Below are 21,751 nucleotides of genomic sequence, written 5' to 3' on the forward strand. Positions count from 1 at the left end.
CACTGTAGTCATGGCAAATGATTTTATGCCCGTTGAGCCAGATAATCAGCTAAATGGCAACAAAACCAAGGGCCACGTCACGGAGAATAAAAAAATAAAACTGGCATCTGAGCGGACGAATATTTTAATACATTTTTTAGATAAAACCATAACATAACACCATTAGATATTAACGTCGAAATATAGAAAAACATTTAATTTTTTCTGACAGAAGCTATTTCTGTACAAAAAAACAATCAAAATAGTTGTTAGTCTATACCAATGTAGGTGTAAAAATTGTATTAAATCTTTTTATTAAAAAGTGAATTAGTTAATCATGCCAGTATCTCCATCACAACACAGATCTTCAATCGGTTCTCACCAAAATAAAATTCACAAAACTTTCAGGGAAAATAGGGAGAAAAAATCAAACCCCTCAGCTATCCCAGATACCATACTCTATTTTTGGGAATATATTTACCAGAGTATACATTCCCATGAAGAGCTTAATAGGTCATCAAGCTCAAGGAATTTCCATCAGCCGAGCATAATTGCTCCTTTGATCATGCTGCTCAGTCAAATTAGGCTTACCGATTTCCCACTTTCATCACGGCCTTACAGCCCTGTCTCCATACTCAGAGATACTGTGATACCTTCAAGCTCTGAATACTCCATCCTTACTGACAGAAATAATGCTGATCTCAGCACACCCCTAACCCCAATAATAAATGCAATATATAAGGTTGGTGATTTTATATCTCAACATGATCCATTGAAATTTCCTGGGGCAGATGCTCATCCTGTTAGCGAAAATAAAAACAGCGGCACTCATAGAAATATTGAAAAGATCAGACATAGTCAGAGATATATACCATCTCCCTCAATGAAGAGGGAAAACAATAAAATCACAAAACTACTTCGTAAAGAAAATATTATCGAAAAAGGTAAATTAACCAAAGAAGAGCTAATTTCCGCCGTCGCGGATTATTTATTTAGTGGTGACAATGGCATTACAGGTAATAAAAAAGAAGTAAAAAAACTAGCCAGAAATATTTTAGCTGCTAATGGACTGTGGGGTGGTGAAAAACATGAGAAAATATCCATTTCTCAGGCAGAATCAGCAATTCGTCAATGGACATTCAATAATATACTAGGCATGTTTCCTGTAGACTACATTCTTAATAAAATAGCAGAGAATGACTACCCGGGATATTATACTGTCAGCGGCGTTTATTATTTATTATCTATAAACAAATTACTTGAAGATAAGTATTTACATCTTAACAGAATCCCTTCATCAAAATTGGGGGTATTGAATACCATGTGGTATCATTTCTTGACAGAAGAAATGCCCTTCCTAAAATTCAGTGATAGATCTTTAGAAGGTATGCCATTAAATGATTATAATTTTGCTCACCTCTATTCAGGATCACGTTTTTTTCAAGAAACCTCAATTAAGGAATATACATCTGAAGAAGCAATGAATGCTGGTGAAAAAATGTGGGATTTAGCTGCTCGAGAAGGGGTTAAGGAAGATGACCTTCCTTATTACAGCGTACCAGCTTTATTTTTCAAAAATTCAATTTCATTAAAGAAAGAAAAAAACATTAACCACCTTAATGCTGTCAACGATTATATTCAGTACAGAGAAAAAACAAGTGAAATAAAAAAAGATATAGAAAAGAAATATGATGAGTATATATCATCAACTAAAAAATGGGTTAGAAAAGGAAAATTAGCAGATAATATTATAGAAAAATGCCCCACCCACTCTCTTAAGTCAGGCATCACTAATATAGCCGATGCTATCCTCACTCCGGAAAAAAGAAGAGAAAAAGCTGTAAATTTTTCAAAACAAAGCTATTTAAATGGTATGAGTCTTTCCTGTAAAAGTGCGCCAAAGAATTTAGATACTGAATACCAAAAAATCACGTCAGACGTTGCTAACCGTTTTGGGGAGATTGATAAATATCTTATTTTATCAGCGTTCAGTACACTACCAGAAGAAGAATGTGAATTTATTTCCTCACCAAATTCTAGCATACAGCCAGCAAATGCCTATGTTCAACTGTTGCAGCCCGGTCATATTTCCCCATCCCAAAAACACTATGTAGAAAATACAGATTTATTTGTAGTTTCACAAGGAGAAGAAGAAAGGACATATGCCTTAAAGGGAGATAAGACTTTTGATAATGGATATCGAATTATAAGAGTAGACTCTGACATCAGAAAGTATATAAAGAATGGGATTTTTGGCGAAATTTTTAGTGAGTATAAATTCACATGGGATAATATCGAAGATAGTCGGGATATTAACTGTTTTAACGTAGCGAAAACTGACTCCGTCATTACTGGTGATGTTAATCATATAGTATTAATCACAGACTACCTAAGGAATAAACATCGAGATATTTTATATAATACGCTTTATGAAGCAGGCAATGATAAATCTGACATCCAAAAAATATGGAGTGTCGTTAAGCATATCATTCCTTTTTATGACTGTGTTGAAGGAATTATAAACAAAGACATTGAGCATGCTGTTCCTGCATGTCTTATCGATGCGATTTCATTTATCTCTGTTTTTGGATCAGTCGCAAGCCTGAATGGAAAATTTGGGATGGGACTTGTCAGGGGGGGGGTTAGTGGCGCATTTACAGTAGGCAAGAACGGTATGAACGTTGCGGGTAAAAATCTGTTGCGGGAAATTAACTTGCCAGCAACTGAAGAACTAGCCCAGCTAGGGAAAAACTCACTCAACGCTATTGATCCCGGTATTGGGCTGGTCACAGGTATCAGTAAAAAATTAGGTAACAGCGTGATAGACCTACTCTCCAGCGATAAAAAAACGGCTGAATTTGCAAAAAATATTATCTCGGCGGGTGTTTTAGATAAGCTGCCGCATAATCCACCAAGTAACGTTATCATGGCTTCATTACCACAAACACAATTACAGCATCCCGTAACTATTGTTGGAAAGCAGGGAGAGAAAAATATTTATGCACGCGTAAATATTGAAACAGGGGAAAATTTTGGGGGGAAATATTTTCTTGATAGTATGGGAAACCTCGAACCTGTTCCTATTCCTATTCCAGTAAGTACACAGATTAAAAATATACAAAGAGAAGTCCTTGTGGGAAGAGGCTCGATACTTTCATCTCAAAATTCTAGGATTTCTCCGGTTAACATTGAGATGACTGAGAGTAAAAGATATCTGGAACAGAAAATTACACCTGATATGTTTGCTAAAAATGTGGATGCGAACACTTTATCGGCTCCAGACCACATGGGAGTGAGAACAGGTACTAACGGAAATAAATATATTAATTATAACCTTGAACTTATCAAGATTGAACAACGTAAAGGTCATCCCTTCATCAAATTAGATAATGGCGATAAAGTGTATGTAAAATATCAAAATTATGAATTTAATGTGGTTAATGTTGTAAGTAAAAATGGTTTATTATCATCACATATCTCCGAAGTGAATGCAGATAGTCTATTGATGACTCAATCTGGTCTTGAGTTATCAGGCATAAAGCAATTAAACGCAGCATGGTCTATTGAAAAAGTAAATATTAAAAACCCTGGTTTTTCTAAAAACGATAGTATAGGTTCTCGTATTGATGTCACACTAACAATGAAATATAAAAAACAACATGATAATAAATATATAGAAATTCCTGCAATTGAGTGGAATGAAAAAATAAATTCCAAAGAAGAAAAATCAATTTGGCAATTCCATGTGGATATGTACAAACACAACCCTACCAGTGTAACATTTTTCCCCTGGCGTAACAGATATGTGGCGGCATATGATTTCGCGAAGGAAAAGAATAAATCATCTTTTAATGGTTCGGTTAAGATTTATAAAGAAAACATGGAACCATTAGGAATAAAAGATATAAAAAAATCAGACTCTCCAATTGAAAAAACAGAAAGCATTCAGAAATACCTTTCTAAGAATGGAGGTGTTATAGAAATAACTATAACCGACTATCCTCAATTATTAAAAAGGAGAGGGAATGTGAATAGGGAAAGGAAAATTGCATTCAATATAGGTTTTAACAATGAAGTCGTAGCACATTTTTCTCAAGGGATCATTCTGCGCCCTAATGGTTATACCGATGCCTTTGTTACCACGAGCGATAAAGTTAAAATAGCTCACGGAAAAATTAATTCTCAGCCTCCTGAAATAGTAACAAAACCTCGAGAACATCATTTTTTACAGGGAGAGGTACATTGATACGAAATGAATCAGTATCTGCAATTCATATTGTATTAATTAAGCCCTACCAACAAAGGTAAAAATAGGGCTGCCCTCATGGGTGACCCTATTCCATACATATGGCAAGTATTTCACGTCCTACTATTTCACTGGCAGCGTGACGTCCTTGAACATCGCTTCTATTTCATCATTTGAACGCAGCGCAACAGCAGTATCGACGACATCACGCGTTAAATGCGGCGCAAAACGCTGGATGAAATCGTACATGTAACTACGCAGGAATGTGCTGCGGCGGAAACCAATTTTCGTCGTGCTGTAGCTGAAGATACTGTTCGCGTTGATGGTCACCAGATCGGTTTCCGTTTGTAGATCGACCGCCATATTCGCAATCACCCCTACACCCAACCCTAAACGCACGTAGGTCTTAATGACATCGGCATCCGTTGCGGTAAAGACGATACGCGGCGTAAGGCCGGCGCGGTTAAACGCGGTATCCAGCTCGGAGCGCCCCGTAAAACCAAAGGTATAGGTGACGATAGGATAAGCTGCTAGATCTTCGATGGTGATATCTGTCTTAGACGCCAACGGGTGATCTGGTTTGACTACCACCGCGCGATTCCAGTGGTAGCACGGCAGCATGATCAGGTCGTCGTACAAATGCAGCGCTTCGGTCGCAATAGCAAAATCCGCAGAGCCTTTCGCAACGGCCTCAGCAATCTGCGTCGGCGAGCCCTGATGCATGTGTAGCGACACGCGAGGATAGCGATCGATGAAGCCTTTAATGACACTTGGCAACGCGTAGCGCGCCTGCGTATGCGTGGTCGCTACATACAGCGACCCTTTATCAGGATAAGTATGTTCTCCAGCAACCGCTTTGATGGCATCGACTTTCGACAACACTTCACGTGCAATGCGGATGACTTCCTGTCCGGCGGGTGTCACCTGTGTCAGGTGCTTTCCACTACGGGCAAAAATCTGAATGCCCAACTCATCCTCCAGCATGCGGACCTGTTTACTGATCCCCGGCTGGGAGGTGTACAACCCTTCTGCGGTAGAAGATACATTCAGGTTGTGATTAACAACTTCAACAATATAACGAAGCTGTTGTAGTTTCATAATTTATCCCATTCCCAATTGAAGTGTGCACGTGGCATCTCACGACGTTCTGACGACGTTCCGTTTTATTGATTTTGATTGCGCCTTAACCACCTGGCGCATATTTCCATCAATTAATGTCATTAAATCATAAAAACTATTTTTATATAACCATTTTTGCATGGCGGCAGCGATAAAGAACGCGGTGCAGGCGATTATCACCGAGGTAAACCGCATTATTCTCTATCACGGATCAACAATCCTTATGCTACCGCAGCACAATCTTCATATATCTGTTTTATCTGGATATTTTCTGCGATCAAAAAAGCCAGCCTTGCGGCTGGCTTGATGTAGCGATGTCTTACACATAACCCAGTTATGCGCAGGGTAACTGAAAGAAGTTACTTCTTCCCTTCAACCCATTTGCCATCAATGTAAAACGCTGACCAGCCCGTTGCCTTGCCGTCTTTCTCTGACGAGACATATTGCTGTTTGGTCTTACGGCTGAAACGCACCTGCGTTTTGTTGCCGTCTTTATCAGCCACAGGAGCATCGGCCAGATAGCGCAGTTTTTCCGATAAACGATCCTTGAAGCGCACCAGTTCTTCTACCAGCGGTGCCCGCGTTTCGCGAGATTTCGGGAACGTATTAGCGGCAAGGAAGACCCCTGCTGCGCCATCACGTAATACGAAATAGGCATCTGACTTCTCGCAAGGCAGCTCAGGTAACGGCACCGGATCTTCTTTCGGTGGCGCAACATCGCCATTACGCAGGATTTTACGCGTGTTACTACACGTCTCGCCAGTGCACGCCATGTATTTACCGAAGCGACCCATTTTGAGGTGCATCTCGGAGCCACATTTCTCGCACTCAACAATCGGACCATCGTAGCCTTTGATGCGGAATTCACCGGCTTCGATCTCATATCCGTCACAAGCTGGGTTATTTCCGCAAACGTGTAGCTTGCGCTGATTATCAATCAGGTAGCTGTCCATCGCCGTACCGCATTTTTCGCAGCGACGACGAGCACGCAGCGCGTTGGTTTCGGCATCATCACCTTCCAACACGTTCAGCACTTCCGTTTCCGGTATCAGGTTGATCGTGGTCTTACAGCGCTCTTTCGGCGGCAGTGCATAGCCGGAACAGCCCAGGAACACCCCGGTACTGGCAGTACGGATACCCATTTGACGAGAGCAAGTTGGGCAGTCAATGCTGGTTAATACCATCGCATTGGGACGCATGCCGCCTTCTTCAGGATCCTGCTCTGCTTTTTCCAACTGCTGGCTAAATTCGTTGAAGAACTCATCCAGTACCGCTTTCCATTCCGCCTGATTATTGGCGACCTGATCGAGACGGCTTTCCATCCGGGCGGTGAAATCGTAATTCATCAGTTCGCGGAAGTTTTCTTCCAGTCGATCGGTAACGATTTCACCCATTTTCTCGGCGTAGAAACGGCGATTCTCCGCTCGGACATAGCCGCGATCCTGGATGGTTGAAATAATAGACGCGTAGGTAGACGGACGACCAATCCCGCGTTTTTCCAGCTCTTTAACCAGAGAGGCATCGCTGTAACGTGCAGGTGGTTTAGTGAAGTGTTGCCCTGGCAGCAGTTTCTGCAGCGACAGCGCTTCGCCCACCGCCACGGTCGGCAACGTGCGGTCTTCATCATTTTTACGCAGCGCAGGCATGACTTTCGTCCAGCCATCGAAGCGTAGCGTACGGCCTTTGGCACGCAGCTGATAATCGGCAGCTTTCACGATTAACGTGGTGGAATCGTATTGCGCTGGTGTCATTTGGCAGGCGACGAACTGACGCCAAATCAGCTGATACAGTTTCTGCGCATCGGCTTCCATATCTTTCAGGTTGTCAGCTAACACGCCAACATCGGAAGGACGAATCGCTTCGTGCGCTTCCTGCGAGTTTTCTTTGCTGCTGTAAAGGTTCGCAGACTCGGGCAGATAACGCTTGCCGAACTCTTCGCCAATATAGCCACGTACCATCGTCAAGGCATCCTGACTGAGGTTCGTTGAGTCGGTACGCATGTAGGTAATGTAGCCCGCTTCGTACAGACGCTGCGCCATCATCATGGTCTTTTTCACGCCGAAGCCAAGGCGTGTACTGGCAGCCTGTTGCAGCGTGGAGGTGATGAACGGTGCGCCTGGCTTGCTGCTGGTCGGCTTATCTTCACGATCGGCAACCACATAGCGCGCGTTCTCAAGCAGGCTGACCGCTGCATGTGTTTGTTCTTTATTAATCGGTTTAAACAGCTTGCCGTTGTGATGCGTCACCTGCATTTGCAGTTGAATATCGCTGCCTGCCAGTAAATCAGCGTGCAGTTCCCAATATTCTTCCGGCACGAACGCTTTGATTTCACGCTCGCGATCGACAATCAGGCGTACCGCAACCGACTGTACGCGCCCAGCGGACAGGCCACGGGCGATTTTTTTCCACAGCAGCGGAGAAACCATGTAACCCACCACGCGATCCATAAATCGACGTGCCTGCTGGGCATTCACGCGGTCAATATTCAACGTGTCTGGTTTTTCAAACGCCTGTTTAATGGCATTTTTCGTGATTTCGTTAAACACCACGCGGCTGAAACGCTGATCGTCACCACCAATGATTTCCCGCAGGTGCCAGGCAATGGCTTCCCCTTCGCGGTCAAGGTCGGTTGCGAGATAGATGTGGTCAGCATTTTCCGCCAGTGTTTTTAATTCGGAGACAACCTTCTCCTTACCCGGCAGTATCTCGTAGTTGGCTTTCCAGCCATGATAAGGGTCGACGCCCATACGATTAACTAGCGCGGATTTCTCATCCTTTTTGACTTTCTTTTTCGTTTTATCTTTAGTCGTTGAGTCCGCGCTCTTTTTACTGACTGAGCCACTCGTCGGCAAATCGCGCACATGACCGACGCTGGATTTAACCACGTAGTCATTGCCTAAATACTTATTGATCGTTTTGGCTTTTGCCGGGGACTCGACGATAACGAGAGCTTTACCCATATGTACTATTACCTGCTGAATTCTTCTGAAAATCAGATATTTTTCGGAGCATCAGAGCGGATTCTACTGAATGCGCAAAATCCCACACTCTACCTGATAAATACTGCCACGCAACCTAATTAGCATGGAAATCCTATTTTACCCGCTTCCTGCCATACTGAATATCGGCAGGTAAGCCCCTAAAATGTAGTCCCTTTGCATCATAATCTACCTTTACGCTGAAACCGTATCGCAGTACCCTTTCTCTTGGTGCGACTTTTGAAATAACCGCATTGCGTTTTGAAATCGCGGTGTTGATTTTAGAAATAGCCTTGTTGATATAGTACAATCCCCCCCTTTTTCAAGGGTGAGTACAGGAGTAACAATCATGTCACCTGAACATCAGGTTAACGAAGAAAAGCGTCCTATTGACCGCCAGAGCTTATTAATTGAAGCCAATGACATCATTAAACATCACGATGATTATTTGCATGGCATGGTCGCTGATAGCGTAGAACAAAAAAACGGCGTGCTGGTTTTTCGCGGTGAGTTTTTTCTCGATGAGAACGGAATACCGACCTTAAAAAGCACCGCGGTATTTAACATGTTCAAGCATCTTGCGCATGTTTTATCCGAAAAATACGACTTGATCGATTAAAAACGAATACCCGCAAATTCGCGGGCATTTGATTGTGTACGGTTTAATGTTTTAGCAATTACAGCAGCGGTTTTGAACCACGTTGCCACCAGCGTAGCATCAGACGTTCTGCGGTCTCGCCTGCGCTGCCCGTCAGACGATCCAGCAGGCGTTTACGCCGCGTATAGCGAACGCTTAAGACTTCATGGCTGGCCATTTCAGCAATCAGTAGATCGTCACTGGTACCGATAGAATCGACCAACCCCAACTCTTTCGCCTGTGAACCAAACCAGTGCTCTCCTGTCGCGACCGAATCAATATCCAGCGAAGGACGCATCTGCTGCACAAAGTCCTTAAACAGCGTGTGCGTGACATTCAGATCTTCGCGGAACTTCTCACGGCCTTGTTCAGTATTCTCACCAAACAGCGTCAGCGTACGCTTGAATTCACCCGCAGTGTGCAGCTCAACATCAATGTCTTTGTTTTTCAGCAAACGGTGGAAGTTGGGGATTTGTGCCACAACACCAATAGACCCGACAATCGCAAACGGTGCCGCTACGATACGGTCAGCCACACAGGCCATCATATAGCCGCCACTGGCAGCCACTTTATCCACAGAGACCGTCAAGCGTACGCCGCCCTGACGTAAACGTTGCAATTGCGAGGCCGCCAACCCATAACCGTGCACGACACCGCCAGGGCTTTCCAGACGCAGCAATACCTCATCTTTTGGTTTCGCCACAGCGAGCACGGCGGAGATCTCTTCACGCAGCGAACTGACTTCGCCCGCATCCATACTGCCGTTGAAATCGAGCACGTACAGGCACGGCTTAACACTCTTTTCTTCGCCACGTTTGGCGCGCTGTTTATCTTGCTTCGCGGTTTCTTTTTCTTTCTTCTTTTCTTGTTTCGATAACAGCTTACGCTCGGTGTCGCTCATACAGGCAGTCTGCATTTCGCGCTGCATTTCCTGATATTGTTCACCCAGATTCGTGACCTGCAACTCACCTTTATGTGGGCGTTTACGCTGCGTCATCCCGAATGCCAGAACGACTAACGCACCAATAGCCACCACGATGGTGAGTACCTTAGCCAGGAATAAACCGTACAGAGAAAGTAATTCCACAAACACCGTCCTCATTGACTGCGTATTAATTAATGTTGGTTTACTCACCAACCATGGCGTTGACGTCGTGCGCCATTCCCTTCCTATAACCTAACTGATGGCACGCAATATGGCGATGTTATTCCTGCGGTTTTTACGCCTGTTGCTGCTTTTTACAACAGCACGGGGATAAATAGAGGCAGTCTCATTGAAAACAGTCGATATTTGAGGCATAACACCCCCATTCACCCTGCCCGGATGCGCCGTTATCTGACGTTCCGAGCGGCACGACTGACGCATATCGTCGTGCCGACACGCGATGGCAGGTCTATTATCTGAAGCGTGGCTGTTTTGCGCCACGGCAAGAGGAATTCATTGTGCATTACCAACCTAAAATCGATTTACTGCAAAACCGCATCATTCTGGTCACCGGTGCGGGCGACGGCATTGGTCGGGAAGCTGCGCTGACCTACGCCCGCTACGGCGCGCACGTCATCTTATTAGGGCGGACAGAAAGTAAACTTCAGTCGGTTAAACAGCAGATCGAGCAGGATCACGGTACGCCAGCGCATGTTGTTGTTTGCGATATGCTGGCTTTATCCTCCGCGCAGTGCTTTCAACTGGCTGACGAACTGGCGCAGGTTGTGCCGCATCTGGATGGGGTTCTCCACAACGCCGGATTACTCGGGGAAATTGCCCCTATCACACAGCAAACGCCGGAGATCTGGCATCAGGTTATGCAGGTCAACGTCAACGCAACCTTTATGCTGACGCAGGCGCTGCTACCTCTGTTATTGAAATCACTGTGCTCTTCTCTGGTTTTCACCAGTTCCAGCGTGGGCCGCGAAGGTCGCGCCGGCTGGGGAGCCTATTCCGTATCCAAGTTCGCGACAGAAGGCTTGATGCAAGTGCTGGCCGAAGAATACCATTCACAAAATCTACGCGTGAACTGTATTAATCCCGGTGGAACACGTACGGGAATGCGTGCATCGGCCTTCCCCAATGAAGATCCGATGAGACTGAAAACGCCAGCAGATATTATGCCGCTGTATCTCTACCTGATGGGCGATGACAGCCGCCGCAAGACGGGGATGAGTTTTGACGCACAGCCGGGCAGAAAAGCCGGTCCAGCCGAATAATAGAGAAGAGCCGCACGATGAGCGATGAACGCCACCAGCAACGCCAACAACGCCTGAAAGAAAAGGTCGACGCCCGCATTGCCGCCGCGAATGAAACGCGCGGTATCTTGATCGTTTTCACCGGGAACGGGAAAGGAAAAACCACCGCGGCGTTTGGTACCGTCACGCGAGCGATAGGCCACGGATTACGGGCAGGCGTGATCCAGTTTATTAAAGGCGAATGGCCTAACGGTGAGAAGAATCTGCTGCAACAACACGGCGTGGAATTTCAGGTCATGGCGACGGGCTTTACCTGGGATACACAGAATCGCCAGACGGATACCGAAGCGGCACAGCACGTCTGGCAACATGGCAAACGCATGTTGGCCGATCCACAGCTCGACCTCGTCGTGTTGGATGAACTGACGTATATGATTAGCTATGATTATCTGGATTTAAGTGACGTTGTCACTGCATTAAAACAGCGCCCTGCCGGTCAGACGGTCATTATTACCGGACGAGGTTGCCATCGAGACTTGCTAGAAATGGCCGATACCGTGACGGAAATGCGTCCGGTAAAACATGCGTTTGATAACGGGATTCAGGCACAGCAAGGCATTGACTGGTAGTCGTTAGCCTTATTGCTGACAAAGGCCGGTGCGCGGGAGTAACGGATAGATCGTAAAGACGCTGCAAGTACGTCCATGTAAGCTCGGATTGCGCCATCCCTGGCGCAAACGCTTTACTCTTCTATTCCGTTACGCCCGTTTTCATTCGGTAAATAACAACCTATTCGGGCAGCGAAGGCTGCCCGTAAAGCGTAGGAATAACGATATTAACCGTTGCGCTTCGACTTTGGCGAGGTACGGCGCGCCGGAGCACTGTTGAGCTGGCTGTGACGTTTTACCGCACGACGGATCTGGTTCGCTTTCACCCGACGGCGCTCACGCTCAACCGGTAGTTTCGATACCGTTTCTGCCGGAAGCTGCACTAATTCACGCAGATAGTTCAATTGTTCCAACGGCATTTCTGTCCAGCCACCGCGAGGAATACCTTTCGGCAACGAAATGTCGCCGTAGCGCACGCGAATCAGGCGGCTAACCTGCACGCCAACCGCTTCCCACAGACGGCGAACTTCACGGTTGCGCCCTTCGGTCAGCGTCACGTTATACCACTGGTTCAGACCTTCACCGCCCTGATAGCGGATAGTGCGGAATGATGCAGGGCCGTCTTCCAGCTGTACACCTTTACTCAGCTGTTTGATTTTTTCGTCGTCAACAACACCGAAGACACGCACAGCATATTCACGCTCAACTTCACGGCTTGGGTGCATCAGGCGATTGGCTAACTCACCGTCGGTCGTGAACAGCAGCAGACCGGAAGTGTTCACATCCAGACGCCCTACTGCAACCCAGCGAGAGCCCTGAATTTTTGGCAAACGGTCAAATACCGTCGGGCGGCCATCAGGATCGTTACGGGTGCACAACTCACCTTCCGGTTTATAGTACATCAGTACGCGGCACACGGACTCTTCGGTTTCCTTAACGGTAACCACATGACCATCGATACGGATTTTGGTGGCTTTCGTCACTTCAACGCGATCGCCCAGAGTGGCAATCTTACCGTCAACGCTGACGCGTCCAGCCTGAATGATAACTTCAACTTCGCGGCGTGAGCCATGTCCGGCACGCGCCAGAACTTTTTGTAACTTTTCGCTCATTGAGCAACCTCTAGTGTCGCCTTCCCAGGCGTCGGGGGGAGTCATAACTGCTGATAAAATTCAGCACGTTACGTAAAAATAGTGTGTACGTAAAAATCGTTCGTCGTATTAAAAACTTGCGTGATTATACCGATCTTCGCGCCATTTGTATTCCCATTGTTACCGCTCGTCGTTGCGCTTATAGGAACGGCGTGACATCACCGGTACCTTCACGGGCGACGCGCGGCACGGATTCGGTCAAGTCGATAACCGTCGTCGGCTGTTGACCCAATGAGCCACCGTGAATAATCAAATCCACCAGTTTTCCCAATCTGTCCTGAATTTCTTCTGGATCGGATTCAGCAAAATCATTTCCTGGTAGCATCAGCGTGGTCGACATCAACGGCTCATTCAGCGCGGCAAGCAGCTCCAGTGCGATAGGATTGGACGGAACGCGCAGGCCGATGGTTTTACGCTTTTCATTCATTAAGCGGCGAGGCACCTCTTTCGTCGCTTTCAGAATAAACGTGTAATTACCCGGCGTATTATTTTTAATCAACCGGAAAGCAGAGTTATCAACATGGGCATATGTCGACAGTTCAGACAGATCGCGACACATCAACGTGAAGTTATGATCGCTACCCAGATCGCGAATCCGGCAGATGCGTTCCAGCGCGTTCTTTTCGCCCAACATACAGCCCAACGCGTAACCGGAATCCGTTGGATAAACAATCACCCCACCTTTATGCAAAAATTCCACCGACTGATTGATCAATCGCGGCTGCGGATTCTGCGGGTGAATATAGAAAAACTGGCTCATGACCCTACCTCGTACGTCTGACATTTCGCGGCGTTGTGCATTCCAACCCGCTTCATCGTGCAAATAGTGTAATAGGATTATTATAGAACGTGTTGATAGTAAAAGATTGTTATTCCATGAATTTGTTATTTCAAAAAGAACGACATGGCATCAACACGGCTATGCACCGCTAGTCTACCAACACGGGATGATGCCAAACGGGTTCGACATCGGCAGGCAGCCACAGCTTGCGGCCCAGCTCAATCCAGGCGCATGGCAGGTGGAAATCCGATCCTTGCGACGCCATTAGGTTGAAGTCGCGCGCATAGCGCCCCAGTTGCGTACGCTCATCCGGTGCCTGTTGGCATTGCGCCACTTCCATCGCGATCCCGCCGCTTTCTGCGAAGGTAGCTAACAGACGCTTTAACCATTTGGCAGTCAAATCGTAGCGCCCCGGATGCGCCAACACCGACACACCGCCGGATTGATGAATCGCCTCAATCGCTTGCGGAATGGTGCACCACTGCGGTGGCACGTAACCGATTTTGCCTTTCGCCAGATATTTTTTGAACACCTGATTCATATTCGCCGCGATACCCAGTTCGATCAGATAACGGGCAAAATGCGCACGTGTAATCTGCCCTCCGGTCGCCAGACGCTGTGCGCCCGCCAGCGCATCGGGAATACGATTTTTTTCCAATCGAGCCGCAATCTGTTCCGCCCGACTCTGCCGACACGCTGCCTGCTGTTGCAGCAACCCCGTTAACGCTGGATGTGCAATATCCATCCCCAACCCGACAATATGGATCTCATGATTTTCCCACAGCGTGGAGATCTCCACGCCAGGAATCAACCTCAGCGGCAACCCCTGCTGTGCAATCGCATTCTGCGCTTCGTCAAGTCCAGCCGTCGTGTCGTGATCGGTAATGGCCAGCACGCTCACCCGCATGTCTACCGCCCGACTGACCAGCGCCGTCGGCGTTAAAAGGCCATCAGATGCCGTGGTATGGCTATGCAAATCATAAAGTGGAAATGACGATATCGGTTGAGAATCTTCTGGCACAAGCCTATCCATTAACAAGAATAATGCGAAGGCCGCATGATGCCATTAATAGGAAGCAAATGGTAATGCCCGCCGTTTCCCTGAGTAATAAAATAATCATATTGAAGGTGTTGACATTTTATCGCCGAACCAGTTAACTAGTACGCAAGTTCGGTACGCAGACAGTATACAAACAGTGAGATGATGATAATGGCAACGCAGAAAATGATGAAACATGGTTGGTGGCGCGCTTCCCTATCGCGGGTGGACTAATCACGCATCGCTGTTATCACACATGCAGATATTCCCAGGCCCGCTTAACTAAGCGGGCTTTTTATTTGATGGGCACAACATTAAACGGGTAGCAAGAATGCAAACAACACAACCTAAACTGGAACTGCTGCGTATCGAGGCCGTTTATCGTAACGACCCCAGCGCCATCTTCCATCAGCTCTGCGGTGCCAGACCGGCAACGTTGCTGTTAGAGTCGGCTGAAATCGACAGCAAGCAAAACCTGAAAAGCCTGTTGATCGTCGATAGCGCACTGCGCATCACTGCACTGGGTCAGCAGGTTTCCATTCAAGCATTAACCGCAAACGGCGCCAGCCTCCTGCCGCTTCTGGATGCCGCGCTGCCAGCGGAGATTATCAATCAACCGCGTCCAAACGGTCGTGAACTCACGTTCCCACTGGCAGACGCCATGCAGGACGAAGATGCTCGCCTGCGTTCGCTGTCCGTGTTTGATGCCTTACGCCAGATTCTGACGCTGGTCGCCTGCCCGACAGACGAGCGTGAAGCCATGTTTCTCGGCGGCCTGTTCGCCTACGATCTGGTCGCAGGATTTGAAGAATTACCTGCGCTGAGCCAGCAGCAGCGTTGCCCGGACTTTTGCTTCTATCTGGCAGAAACGCTGCTGGTGCTTGACCACCAAAAACGTGTGACCGCACTGCAAGCCAGCCTGTTTACACCGGACCATAGCGAAAAGCAGCGTCTGCAACAGCGTCTGGAACAGCTGCAACTTCAGCTCACCCAGCCAGCACCTGCGCTGCCACGTCAGTCCATCGAAGACATGACGCTGAGCTGCAACCAGAGCGATGAAGCCTTCGGTGAAGTCGTCAGTCAGATGCAAGCAGCCATCCGCATCGGTGAAATTTTCCAGGTCGTGCCATCACGTCGTTTCTCTCTGCCGTGTCCTTCACCGCTGGCCGCCTACCAAACGCTGAAGGATAGCAATCCCAGCCCTTACATGTTTTACATGCAGGATCAGGATTTCACGCTGTTCGGTGCCTCGCCGGAAAGCTCGCTGAAATACGATGCCGACAGCCGTCAAATCGAAATCTATCCCATTGCCGGTACCCGCCCACGCGGTCGCCGTGCCGATGGCTCGCTAGATCGCGATCTCGATAGCCGTATTGAGTTGGAAATGCGTACCGACCATAAAGAGCTGGCTGAACATTTGATGCTGGTCGATTTAGCCCGTAACGATCTGGCGCGCATCTGTCAGCCGGGCAGCCGTTACGTTGCTGATTTGACCAAAGTTGACCGCTATTCCTTTGTGATGCATCTGGTCTCCCGCGTAGTGGGCACATTGCGTGAAGATTTAGATGTGCTGCACGCCTACCGCGCCTGCATGAACATGGGCACGCTGAGCGGCGCACCGAAAGTCCGGGCCATGCAGCTGATTGCCGAAAGTGAGAAAACCCGACGCGGCAGCTACGGCGGCGCGGTGGGCTACTTCACGGCTCACGGCGACCTGGACACCTGCATCGTCATTCGCTCCGCCTATGTCGAAGACGGTATTGCCACCGTTCAGGCTGGTGCGGGCGTGGTGCTGGATTCTAACCCTCAGGCCGAAGCCGACGAAACGCGTAATAAAGCCCGGGCCGTACTGCGAGCCATTGCCAGTGCGCACCATGCAAAGGAGATTTTCTGATGGCCGACATCCTGCTGCTCGATAATATCGATTCATTCACCTACAACCTGGTGGATCAACTGCGTTCCAGCGGTCATCAGGTCGTGATTTACCGTAACCATCTGCCTGCCGATGTCATCATCACACGGTTACAGCAAATGGAAAGACCGATTCTGATGCTCTCCCCCGGCCCTGGCACGCCAGCCGAAGCGGGTTGTATGCCAGAACTCCTACAACGTTTGCGCGGTCAGTTGCCGATCATCGGCATTTGCCTCGGCCATCAGGCCATCGTGGAAGCCTACGGCGGCCATGTCGGTCAGGCGGGTGAAATTCTGCATGGCAAAGCGTCTGCCATCGATCACGATGCCAGTGGCATGTTTAGCGGTTTGCCGCATCCGTTGCCCGTCGCTCGCTACCACTCGCTGGTCGGTAGCAACATTCCTTCGACGCTGACCGTCAATGCACACTTCAACACGATGGTCATGGCCGTGCGAAACGATGCGGATCGCGTCTGCGGTTTTCAATTCCACCCTGAGTCGATCCTGACCACGCACGGCGCTCGACTGCTGGAACAAACGCTGGACTGGGCGCTGGCTTAACGAGGGATACGATTATGCAACTGTCTTCTACACAACAGTCTTCTAAGACCCAGGAACCGTCTACTGCTCAGGATGTCATGACCATGCAACACATATTGGAAAAATTATACGGCGCGAACCCTATCAGCCGTCAGGAAAGTCAGGCGCTGTTTGGCGCCATTATTCGCGGTGAACTGGAAGCCAGCCAGCTGGCAGCGGCATTGATTAGCATGAAAGTGCGCGGCGAGCATCCCGATGAGATCGCCGGTGCCGCCACGGCCTTGCTAGCCGATGCGCAGCCGTTCCCGCGCCCTGACTATTTATTTGCCGATATCGTCGGCACAGGCGGTGACGGCACCAACAGCATCAACATTTCGACGGCCAGTGCCTTCGTTGCTGCCAGCTGTGGCCTGAAAATCACCAAGCACGGCAACCGCAGCGTCTCCAGCCGTTCCGGCTCCTCAGACTTGCTCTCCGCTTTCGGTATTAAGCTGGATATGAGCGCGCAGGACTCCCGTCAGGCGCTGGACGATCTGGGTGTATGTTTCCTGTTTGCTCCGCAATACCATCTGGGCTTCCGTCATGCCATGCCGGTTCGTCAGCAGCTCAAAACGCGCACCGTCTTCAACGTGCTGGGGCCGTTGGTTAACCCCGCTCGCCCACCGCTGGCGCTGATTGGCGTGTATAGCCCCGAATTAGTTCGCCCTATCGCCGAAACGCTGAAGGTGCTGGGCTACCAGCGTGCCGCGGTTGTACACGGTGGAGGAATGGATGAAGTCGCAATTCATGCACCGACGCAGGTTGCCGAGTTGAACAATGGCGAGATCGAAACCTACGAACTGACGCACCGCGATTTCGGTCTCGATGCGTATCCGCTGTCGGCATTACAAGGCGGTACGCCAGAAGAAAATCGTGACATTCTCGCGTCACTGCTACAAGGTAAAGGTGAACGCGCGCACGCCGCGGCGGTTGCCGCCAACGTTGCGCTGCTCCTGAGATTATTCGGACAAGAAGATCTGCGCCAAAATGCGCAACAGGCGCTTGAAGTCATTCATAGTGGACAGGCTTATCAGCGCGTTATCGCCCTGTCCGCCAGAGGATAATGGAACCATGCAGGAAACCGTATTACATAAAATTGTGCGTGATAAAGCGCTCTGGGTTGCGGAACGAGAAAAAGCACAGCCGCTGACCTCTTTTCAGCATGAGATCGTTCCCAGCCAGCGCGACTTTTATCAGGCGCTGAAACAAGATAAACCCGCCTTTATTCTTGAATGCAAAAAGGCTTCACCATCGAAGGGATTGATTCGCGATGATTTCGACCCAGTAGCAATAGCTCGGGTCTATAAAGATTACGCGTCCGCCATTTCCGTTTTAACCGACGAGAAGTATTTTCAGGGCGATTTTGCTTTCCTGCCGCAGGTTAGCGCGGCAGTACATCAGCCGGTGTTGTGCAAAGACTTTATTATTTCGCCCTACCAGATCTATCTGGCTCGCTACTATCAGGCCGATGCCATTCTGCTGATGCTGTCCGTGCTGGACGACGAGCAGTATCAGCAACTGGCTGAAGTGGCGCACAGCCTGAAGCTGGGCGTGTTGACAGAAGTCAGTAATGAAGAAGAGCTGCTGCGTGCCATTCAGCTCGAAGCACGCGTCGTCGGGATCAACAACCGCGACCTGCGCGATCTCTCGATTGACCTCAACCGCACCCAGACGCTTGCACCGCGTCTGCCCGCAGGCGTCACCGTGATCAGTGAATCCGGTATCAATTGTCAGGCACAGATTCGTGAACTCAGCGCGTTTGCCCAGGGCTTCCTGATCGGCAGTTCACTGATGTCTGAACCGGATCAGAACGGCGCGGTACGTCGCGTTATTTTGGGTGAAAACAAGGTCTGTGGCCTAATGCGTGCAGCAGATGCACAGGCCGCCTATCACGCGGGTGCGCTCTATGGTGGTTTAATCTTTGTCGCCAGTTCCCCACGCTACGTTGACGCCAAACAAGCCGCCGACGTTATGACGGGTGCCCCACTGCGCTATGTCGGTGTTTTCCGCAATGCGCCTGTCGAACACATCGTTGCTATCACGACGCAGTTGGGATTAGCGGCCGTTCAACTCCACGGCGATGAAGATCAACAGATCATCAGCCAGCTACGTCAGCAATTACCGGCGGCTTGCCAAATTTGGAAAGCGCTGAGCATCGCGGATGTCCTGCCTGAGCGCAATCTCGCCCACGTCGATCGCTACGTGTTTGACAACGGTCAGGGCGGTAGCGGTAAAACCTTCAACTGGTCGCTGCTGGCGAATCAGTCATTGGATAACGTGCTGTTGGCCGGTGGCCTGAATAGCGATAACTGCGCACTGGCAGCACAGCAAGGTTGCGCAGGACTGGATTTCAATTCCGGGGTAGAAAGCGAACCGGGAAAAAAAGACTCACATAAAATTGCTGCGGTTTTTGCGACATTACGTCAACCGCAGCACTAAAACAGACGGGAAAATTATGACATTACTCAACCCTTACTTCGGTGAATTCGGCGGACAGTTTGTTCCGCAGATCCTCATCCCGGCGTTACGCCAGCTGGAAGAGGCTTTCGTCAGTGCACAAAAAGATCCTGAATTTCAGGCCGAATTTATCGATCTGCTAAAAAACTACGCGGGTCGCCCGACAGCGTTAACCCTGTGTAAAAACCTGACCGCTGGGACGAAAACCAAGCTGTACCTGAAACGTGAAGATCTGCTGCACGGCGGTGCACACAAAACCAATCAGGTACTCGGACAGGCTCTGCTGGCTAAGCGCATGGGTAAAAGCGAAATCATCGCCGAAACCGGTGCGGGCCAACATGGTGTCGCTACGGCACTGGCTTGCGCCCTGCTCGGCCTGAAATGCCGCGTCTATAGGGGTGCCAAAGACGTTGAGCGCCAGTCGCCGAACGTCTTCCACATGCGTCTGATGGGGGCAGAAGTGATTCCGGTTCATAGCGGCTCCTCCACGCTGAAAGATGCCTGTAACGAAGCGCTACGTGACTGGTCCGGCAGCTATGAAACGGCACACTATCTGCTGGGAACGGCCGCTGGCCCGCATCCTTATCCGACTATCGTGCGCGAGTTTCAACGCATGATTGGCGAAGAGACCAAAGCACAGATCCTGGAAAAAGAAGGTCGCTTGCCGGATGCGGTACTAGCCTGTGTCGGCGGTGGATCTAACGCGATTGGGATGTTCGCTGATTTCATCGACGATACCGATGTCCGTCTGATCGGCATTGAGCCAGGCGGCTTGGGCATTGAATCTGGGCAGCACGGTGCACCGTTAAAACACGGCCGCGTAGGCATCTATTTCGGCATGAAGTCTCCGATGATGCAAACGTCTGACGGGCAAATTGAAGAGTCCTATTCTATTTCTGCCGGGCTGGATTTCCCCTCCGTAGGGCCGCAGCACGCCTATCTGAACAGCATTGGCCGTGCCGACTATGTCTCGATTACCGATGATGAAGCGTTGGATGCTTTCAAAGCGCTCTGCCGCGGCGAAGGGATTATTCCCGCGCTGGAATCCTCCCACGCGCTGGCGCACGCCTTGAAGATGATCAAAGCGGAACCGGAAAAAGAGCAACTGCTGGTGGTCAACCTGTCCGGCCGTGGTGATAAAGACATCTTTACCGTGCACGATATTTTGAAAGATCGGGGAGAAATCTAATGGAGCGCTATCAACAGTTATTTAACCGCCTGTCAGAGAAAAAGGAAGGCGCGTTCGTTCCGTTTGTGACGCTGGGCGATCCCTCTCCCGAGCAGTCCCTGAAAATTATCGACACGCTGATTGCCGCCGGTGCCGATGCGTTGGAGCTGGGCGTGCCCTTCTCTGACCCGTTGGCAGATGGCCCAACCATTCAGGATGCCAACCTGCGCGCCTTTGCGGCAGGTGTCACTCCAGACCAATGCTTCGAAATGCTGGCGGCTATACGTCAGAAATACCCAGAAATTCCGATTGGCCTGCTGATGTATGCCAATCTGGTCTTCAGCAACGGTATTGATGAATTTTATCAGCGCTGCGCGCAGGTTGGCGTCGATTCGGTGTTAGTGGCGGATGTCCCGGTAGTAGAATCTGCGCCTTTCCGTGCGGCTGCGCTGCGACACGGCATCGCCCCCATTTTTATCTGTCCGCCTAATGCTGATGATGAACTGCTGCGCGAGATCGCCTCTTATGGTCGCGGCTATACCTATTTAGTGTCACGTGCGGGCGTGACCGGGGCAGAAAAGCGCGCACAACTGCCGCTGCATCATCTGGTTGCCAAACTGAACGCGTATCATGCTGCCCCGCCGTTACAAGGATTTGGCATTTCCGATCCCGCTCAAGTACGGGAAACGTTAGCCTCAGGCGCAGCGGGTGCCATTTCTGGCTCCGCGATCGTACGGATTATCGAAAAAAATCTGAACCAGCCTGACGTTATGCTGTCCGAGTTACACGCCTTTGTGAGTGAAATGAAAGCCGCTACGCGTTCATAACACTTTTCAGGCGCGCGATTTGTGTTTCACACAAGCCCTATCGCGCGCCGAGTAATGTTTCAAATTATTTCTTATTCAATTAATGCG

Annotated in this window: 14 protein-coding genes, 1 pseudogene and 1 other annotated feature; of the genes and pseudogenes, 9 read left to right on the forward strand and 6 right to left on the reverse strand. The window is 49.2% G+C overall.

Annotation, left to right across the window (positions count from 1 at the left end; genetic code table 11):
• Window positions 1–316: 316 nt before the first annotated feature.
• The gene (locus tag LOZ86_RS11485; protein ID WP_230242024.1) at window positions 317–4,225 is read left to right on the forward strand and encodes a hypothetical protein; all 3,909 of its coding nucleotides are present in this window, start codon (window positions 317–319) and stop codon (window positions 4,223–4,225) included.
• Between the two features lie 123 nt (window positions 4,226–4,348).
• Here the strand turns inward: LOZ86_RS11485 and cysB are convergent, their stop codons facing one another.
• Window positions 4,349–5,323 carry an HTH-type transcriptional regulator CysB gene (cysB, locus tag LOZ86_RS11490; RefSeq protein WP_039480849.1) on the reverse strand — a complete coding sequence of 325 codons (975 nt, stop codon included), beginning with the start codon at window positions 5,321–5,323 and terminating at the stop codon, window positions 4,349–4,351.
• A 380-nt stretch (window positions 5,324–5,703) separates the two neighbouring features.
• A complete protein-coding gene (topA, locus tag LOZ86_RS11495; protein ID WP_039480851.1) occupies window positions 5,704–8,304 on the reverse strand; it encodes a type I DNA topoisomerase in 2,601 nt (866 codons plus the stop codon).
• 367 nt (window positions 8,305–8,671) lie between these two features.
• On the opposite strand from topA, the gene LOZ86_RS11500 reads away from it, so the two are divergent.
• On the forward strand, window positions 8,672–8,941 hold the full coding sequence (locus tag LOZ86_RS11500) for a YciN family protein (RefSeq protein ID WP_039276201.1): 270 nt from the start codon (window positions 8,672–8,674) through the stop codon (window positions 8,939–8,941).
• A 58-nt stretch (window positions 8,942–8,999) separates the two neighbouring features.
• Here LOZ86_RS11500 and sohB read toward each other — a convergent pair whose 3' ends face one another.
• Complete coding sequence (gene sohB / locus LOZ86_RS11505; RefSeq protein WP_039480853.1) at window positions 9,000–10,046, reverse strand: protease SohB; 1,047 nt, start codon at window positions 10,044–10,046, stop codon at window positions 9,000–9,002.
• 356 nt (window positions 10,047–10,402) lie between these two features.
• On the opposite strand from sohB, the gene LOZ86_RS11510 reads away from it, so the two are divergent.
• Both LOZ86_RS11510 and cobO read left to right on the forward strand, forming a co-directional pair.
• A complete protein-coding gene (locus tag LOZ86_RS11510; RefSeq protein WP_039480856.1) occupies window positions 10,403–11,164 on the forward strand; it encodes a YciK family oxidoreductase in 762 nt (253 codons plus the stop codon).
• Between the two features lie 17 nt (window positions 11,165–11,181).
• Window positions 11,182–11,772: a cob(I)yrinic acid a,c-diamide adenosyltransferase gene (cobO, locus tag LOZ86_RS11515; RefSeq protein WP_039480859.1), complete on the forward strand. Its 591-nt coding sequence runs from the start codon at window positions 11,182–11,184 to the stop codon at window positions 11,770–11,772.
• Between the two features lie 206 nt (window positions 11,773–11,978).
• Here the strand turns inward: cobO and rluB are convergent, their stop codons facing one another.
• The 3 genes from rluB to rnm all read right to left on the reverse strand — a co-directional run bounded on the left by rluB (window position 11,979) and on the right by rnm (window position 14,704).
• Entirely contained in the window at window positions 11,979–12,863 is an 885-nt protein-coding gene (gene rluB, locus LOZ86_RS11520) for a 23S rRNA pseudouridine(2605) synthase RluB (RefSeq protein WP_039480862.1), read from the reverse strand.
• Window positions 12,864–13,041: 178 nt separating this feature from the next.
• Window positions 13,042–13,662 (reverse strand): L-threonylcarbamoyladenylate synthase, encoded by a 621-nt coding sequence (locus LOZ86_RS11525; RefSeq protein WP_039480865.1) that lies wholly within the window; start codon window positions 13,660–13,662, stop codon window positions 13,042–13,044.
• 169 nt (window positions 13,663–13,831) lie between these two features.
• Window positions 13,832–14,704: an RNase RNM gene (gene rnm, locus LOZ86_RS11530; protein WP_039480868.1), complete on the reverse strand. Its 873-nt coding sequence runs from the start codon at window positions 14,702–14,704 to the stop codon at window positions 13,832–13,834.
• Between the two features lie 213 nt (window positions 14,705–14,917).
• Window positions 14,918–15,022 (forward strand) — a sequence feature (Trp leader region).
• Window positions 15,023–15,053: 31 nt separating this feature from the next.
• Here rnm and LOZ86_RS11535 point away from each other — a divergent pair.
• The 5 genes and pseudogenes from LOZ86_RS11535 (at window position 15,054) to trpA (ending at window position 21,664) form a co-directional block, all read left to right on the forward strand.
• The gene (locus LOZ86_RS11535) at window positions 15,054–16,616 is read left to right on the forward strand and encodes an anthranilate synthase component 1 (RefSeq protein ID WP_039480870.1); all 1,563 of its coding nucleotides are present in this window, start codon (window positions 15,054–15,056) and stop codon (window positions 16,614–16,616) included.
• Window positions 16,616–18,276 (forward strand): annotated as a pseudogene (gene trpD / locus LOZ86_RS11540) (bifunctional anthranilate synthase glutamate amidotransferase component TrpG/anthranilate phosphoribosyltransferase TrpD). Before LOZ86_RS11535 ends, trpD begins: the two are co-directional and overlap by 1 nt.
• Window positions 18,277–18,283: 7 nt before the next feature.
• On the forward strand, window positions 18,284–19,651 hold the full coding sequence (gene trpCF / locus LOZ86_RS11545) for a bifunctional indole-3-glycerol-phosphate synthase TrpC/phosphoribosylanthranilate isomerase TrpF (RefSeq protein WP_039513639.1): 1,368 nt from the start codon (window positions 18,284–18,286) through the stop codon (window positions 19,649–19,651).
• A gap of 13 nt (window positions 19,652–19,664) precedes the next feature.
• The gene (gene trpB / locus LOZ86_RS11550; protein ID WP_230243161.1) at window positions 19,665–20,858 is read left to right on the forward strand and encodes a tryptophan synthase subunit beta; all 1,194 of its coding nucleotides are present in this window, start codon (window positions 19,665–19,667) and stop codon (window positions 20,856–20,858) included.
• Window positions 20,858–21,664: a tryptophan synthase subunit alpha gene (gene trpA, locus LOZ86_RS11555; RefSeq protein WP_039514933.1), complete on the forward strand. Its 807-nt coding sequence runs from the start codon at window positions 20,858–20,860 to the stop codon at window positions 21,662–21,664. The genes trpB and trpA overlap by 1 nt, the downstream gene beginning before the upstream one ends.
• Window positions 21,665–21,751: the final 87 nt, after the last annotated feature.

It is taken from the genome of Pectobacterium parvum, assembly GCF_020971565.1.
GTDB lineage: Bacteria > Pseudomonadota > Gammaproteobacteria > Enterobacterales > Enterobacteriaceae > Pectobacterium > Pectobacterium polare.

What these genes read in the sequence shown, in the direction of transcription:
- LOZ86_RS11500 (WP_039276201.1), top strand. Translation starts at nt 8,672, where the DNA reads ATGTCACCTGAACATCAGGTTAACGAAGAAAAGCGTCCTATTGACCGC.
- trpCF (WP_039513639.1), top strand. Translation starts at nt 18,284, where the DNA reads ATGCAGGAAACCGTATTACATAAAATTGTGCGTGATAAAGCGCTCTGG.
- topA (WP_039480851.1), bottom strand. Translation starts at nt 8,304, where the DNA reads ATGGGTAAAGCTCTCGTTATCGTCGAGTCCCCGGCAAAAGCCAAAACG.
- cysB (WP_039480849.1), bottom strand. Translation starts at nt 5,323, where the DNA reads ATGAAACTACAACAGCTTCGTTATATTGTTGAAGTTGTTAATCACAAC.
- LOZ86_RS11535 (WP_039480870.1), top strand. Translation starts at nt 15,054, where the DNA reads ATGCAAACAACACAACCTAAACTGGAACTGCTGCGTATCGAGGCCGTT.
- LOZ86_RS11485 (WP_230242024.1), top strand. Translation starts at nt 317, where the DNA reads ATGCCAGTATCTCCATCACAACACAGATCTTCAATCGGTTCTCACCAA.
- cobO (WP_039480859.1), top strand. Translation starts at nt 11,182, where the DNA reads ATGAGCGATGAACGCCACCAGCAACGCCAACAACGCCTGAAAGAAAAG.
- LOZ86_RS11525 (WP_039480865.1), bottom strand. Translation starts at nt 13,662, where the DNA reads ATGAGCCAGTTTTTCTATATTCACCCGCAGAATCCGCAGCCGCGATTG.
- trpA (WP_039514933.1), top strand. Translation starts at nt 20,858, where the DNA reads ATGGAGCGCTATCAACAGTTATTTAACCGCCTGTCAGAGAAAAAGGAA.
- rluB (WP_039480862.1), bottom strand. Translation starts at nt 12,863, where the DNA reads ATGAGCGAAAAGTTACAAAAAGTTCTGGCGCGTGCCGGACATGGCTCA.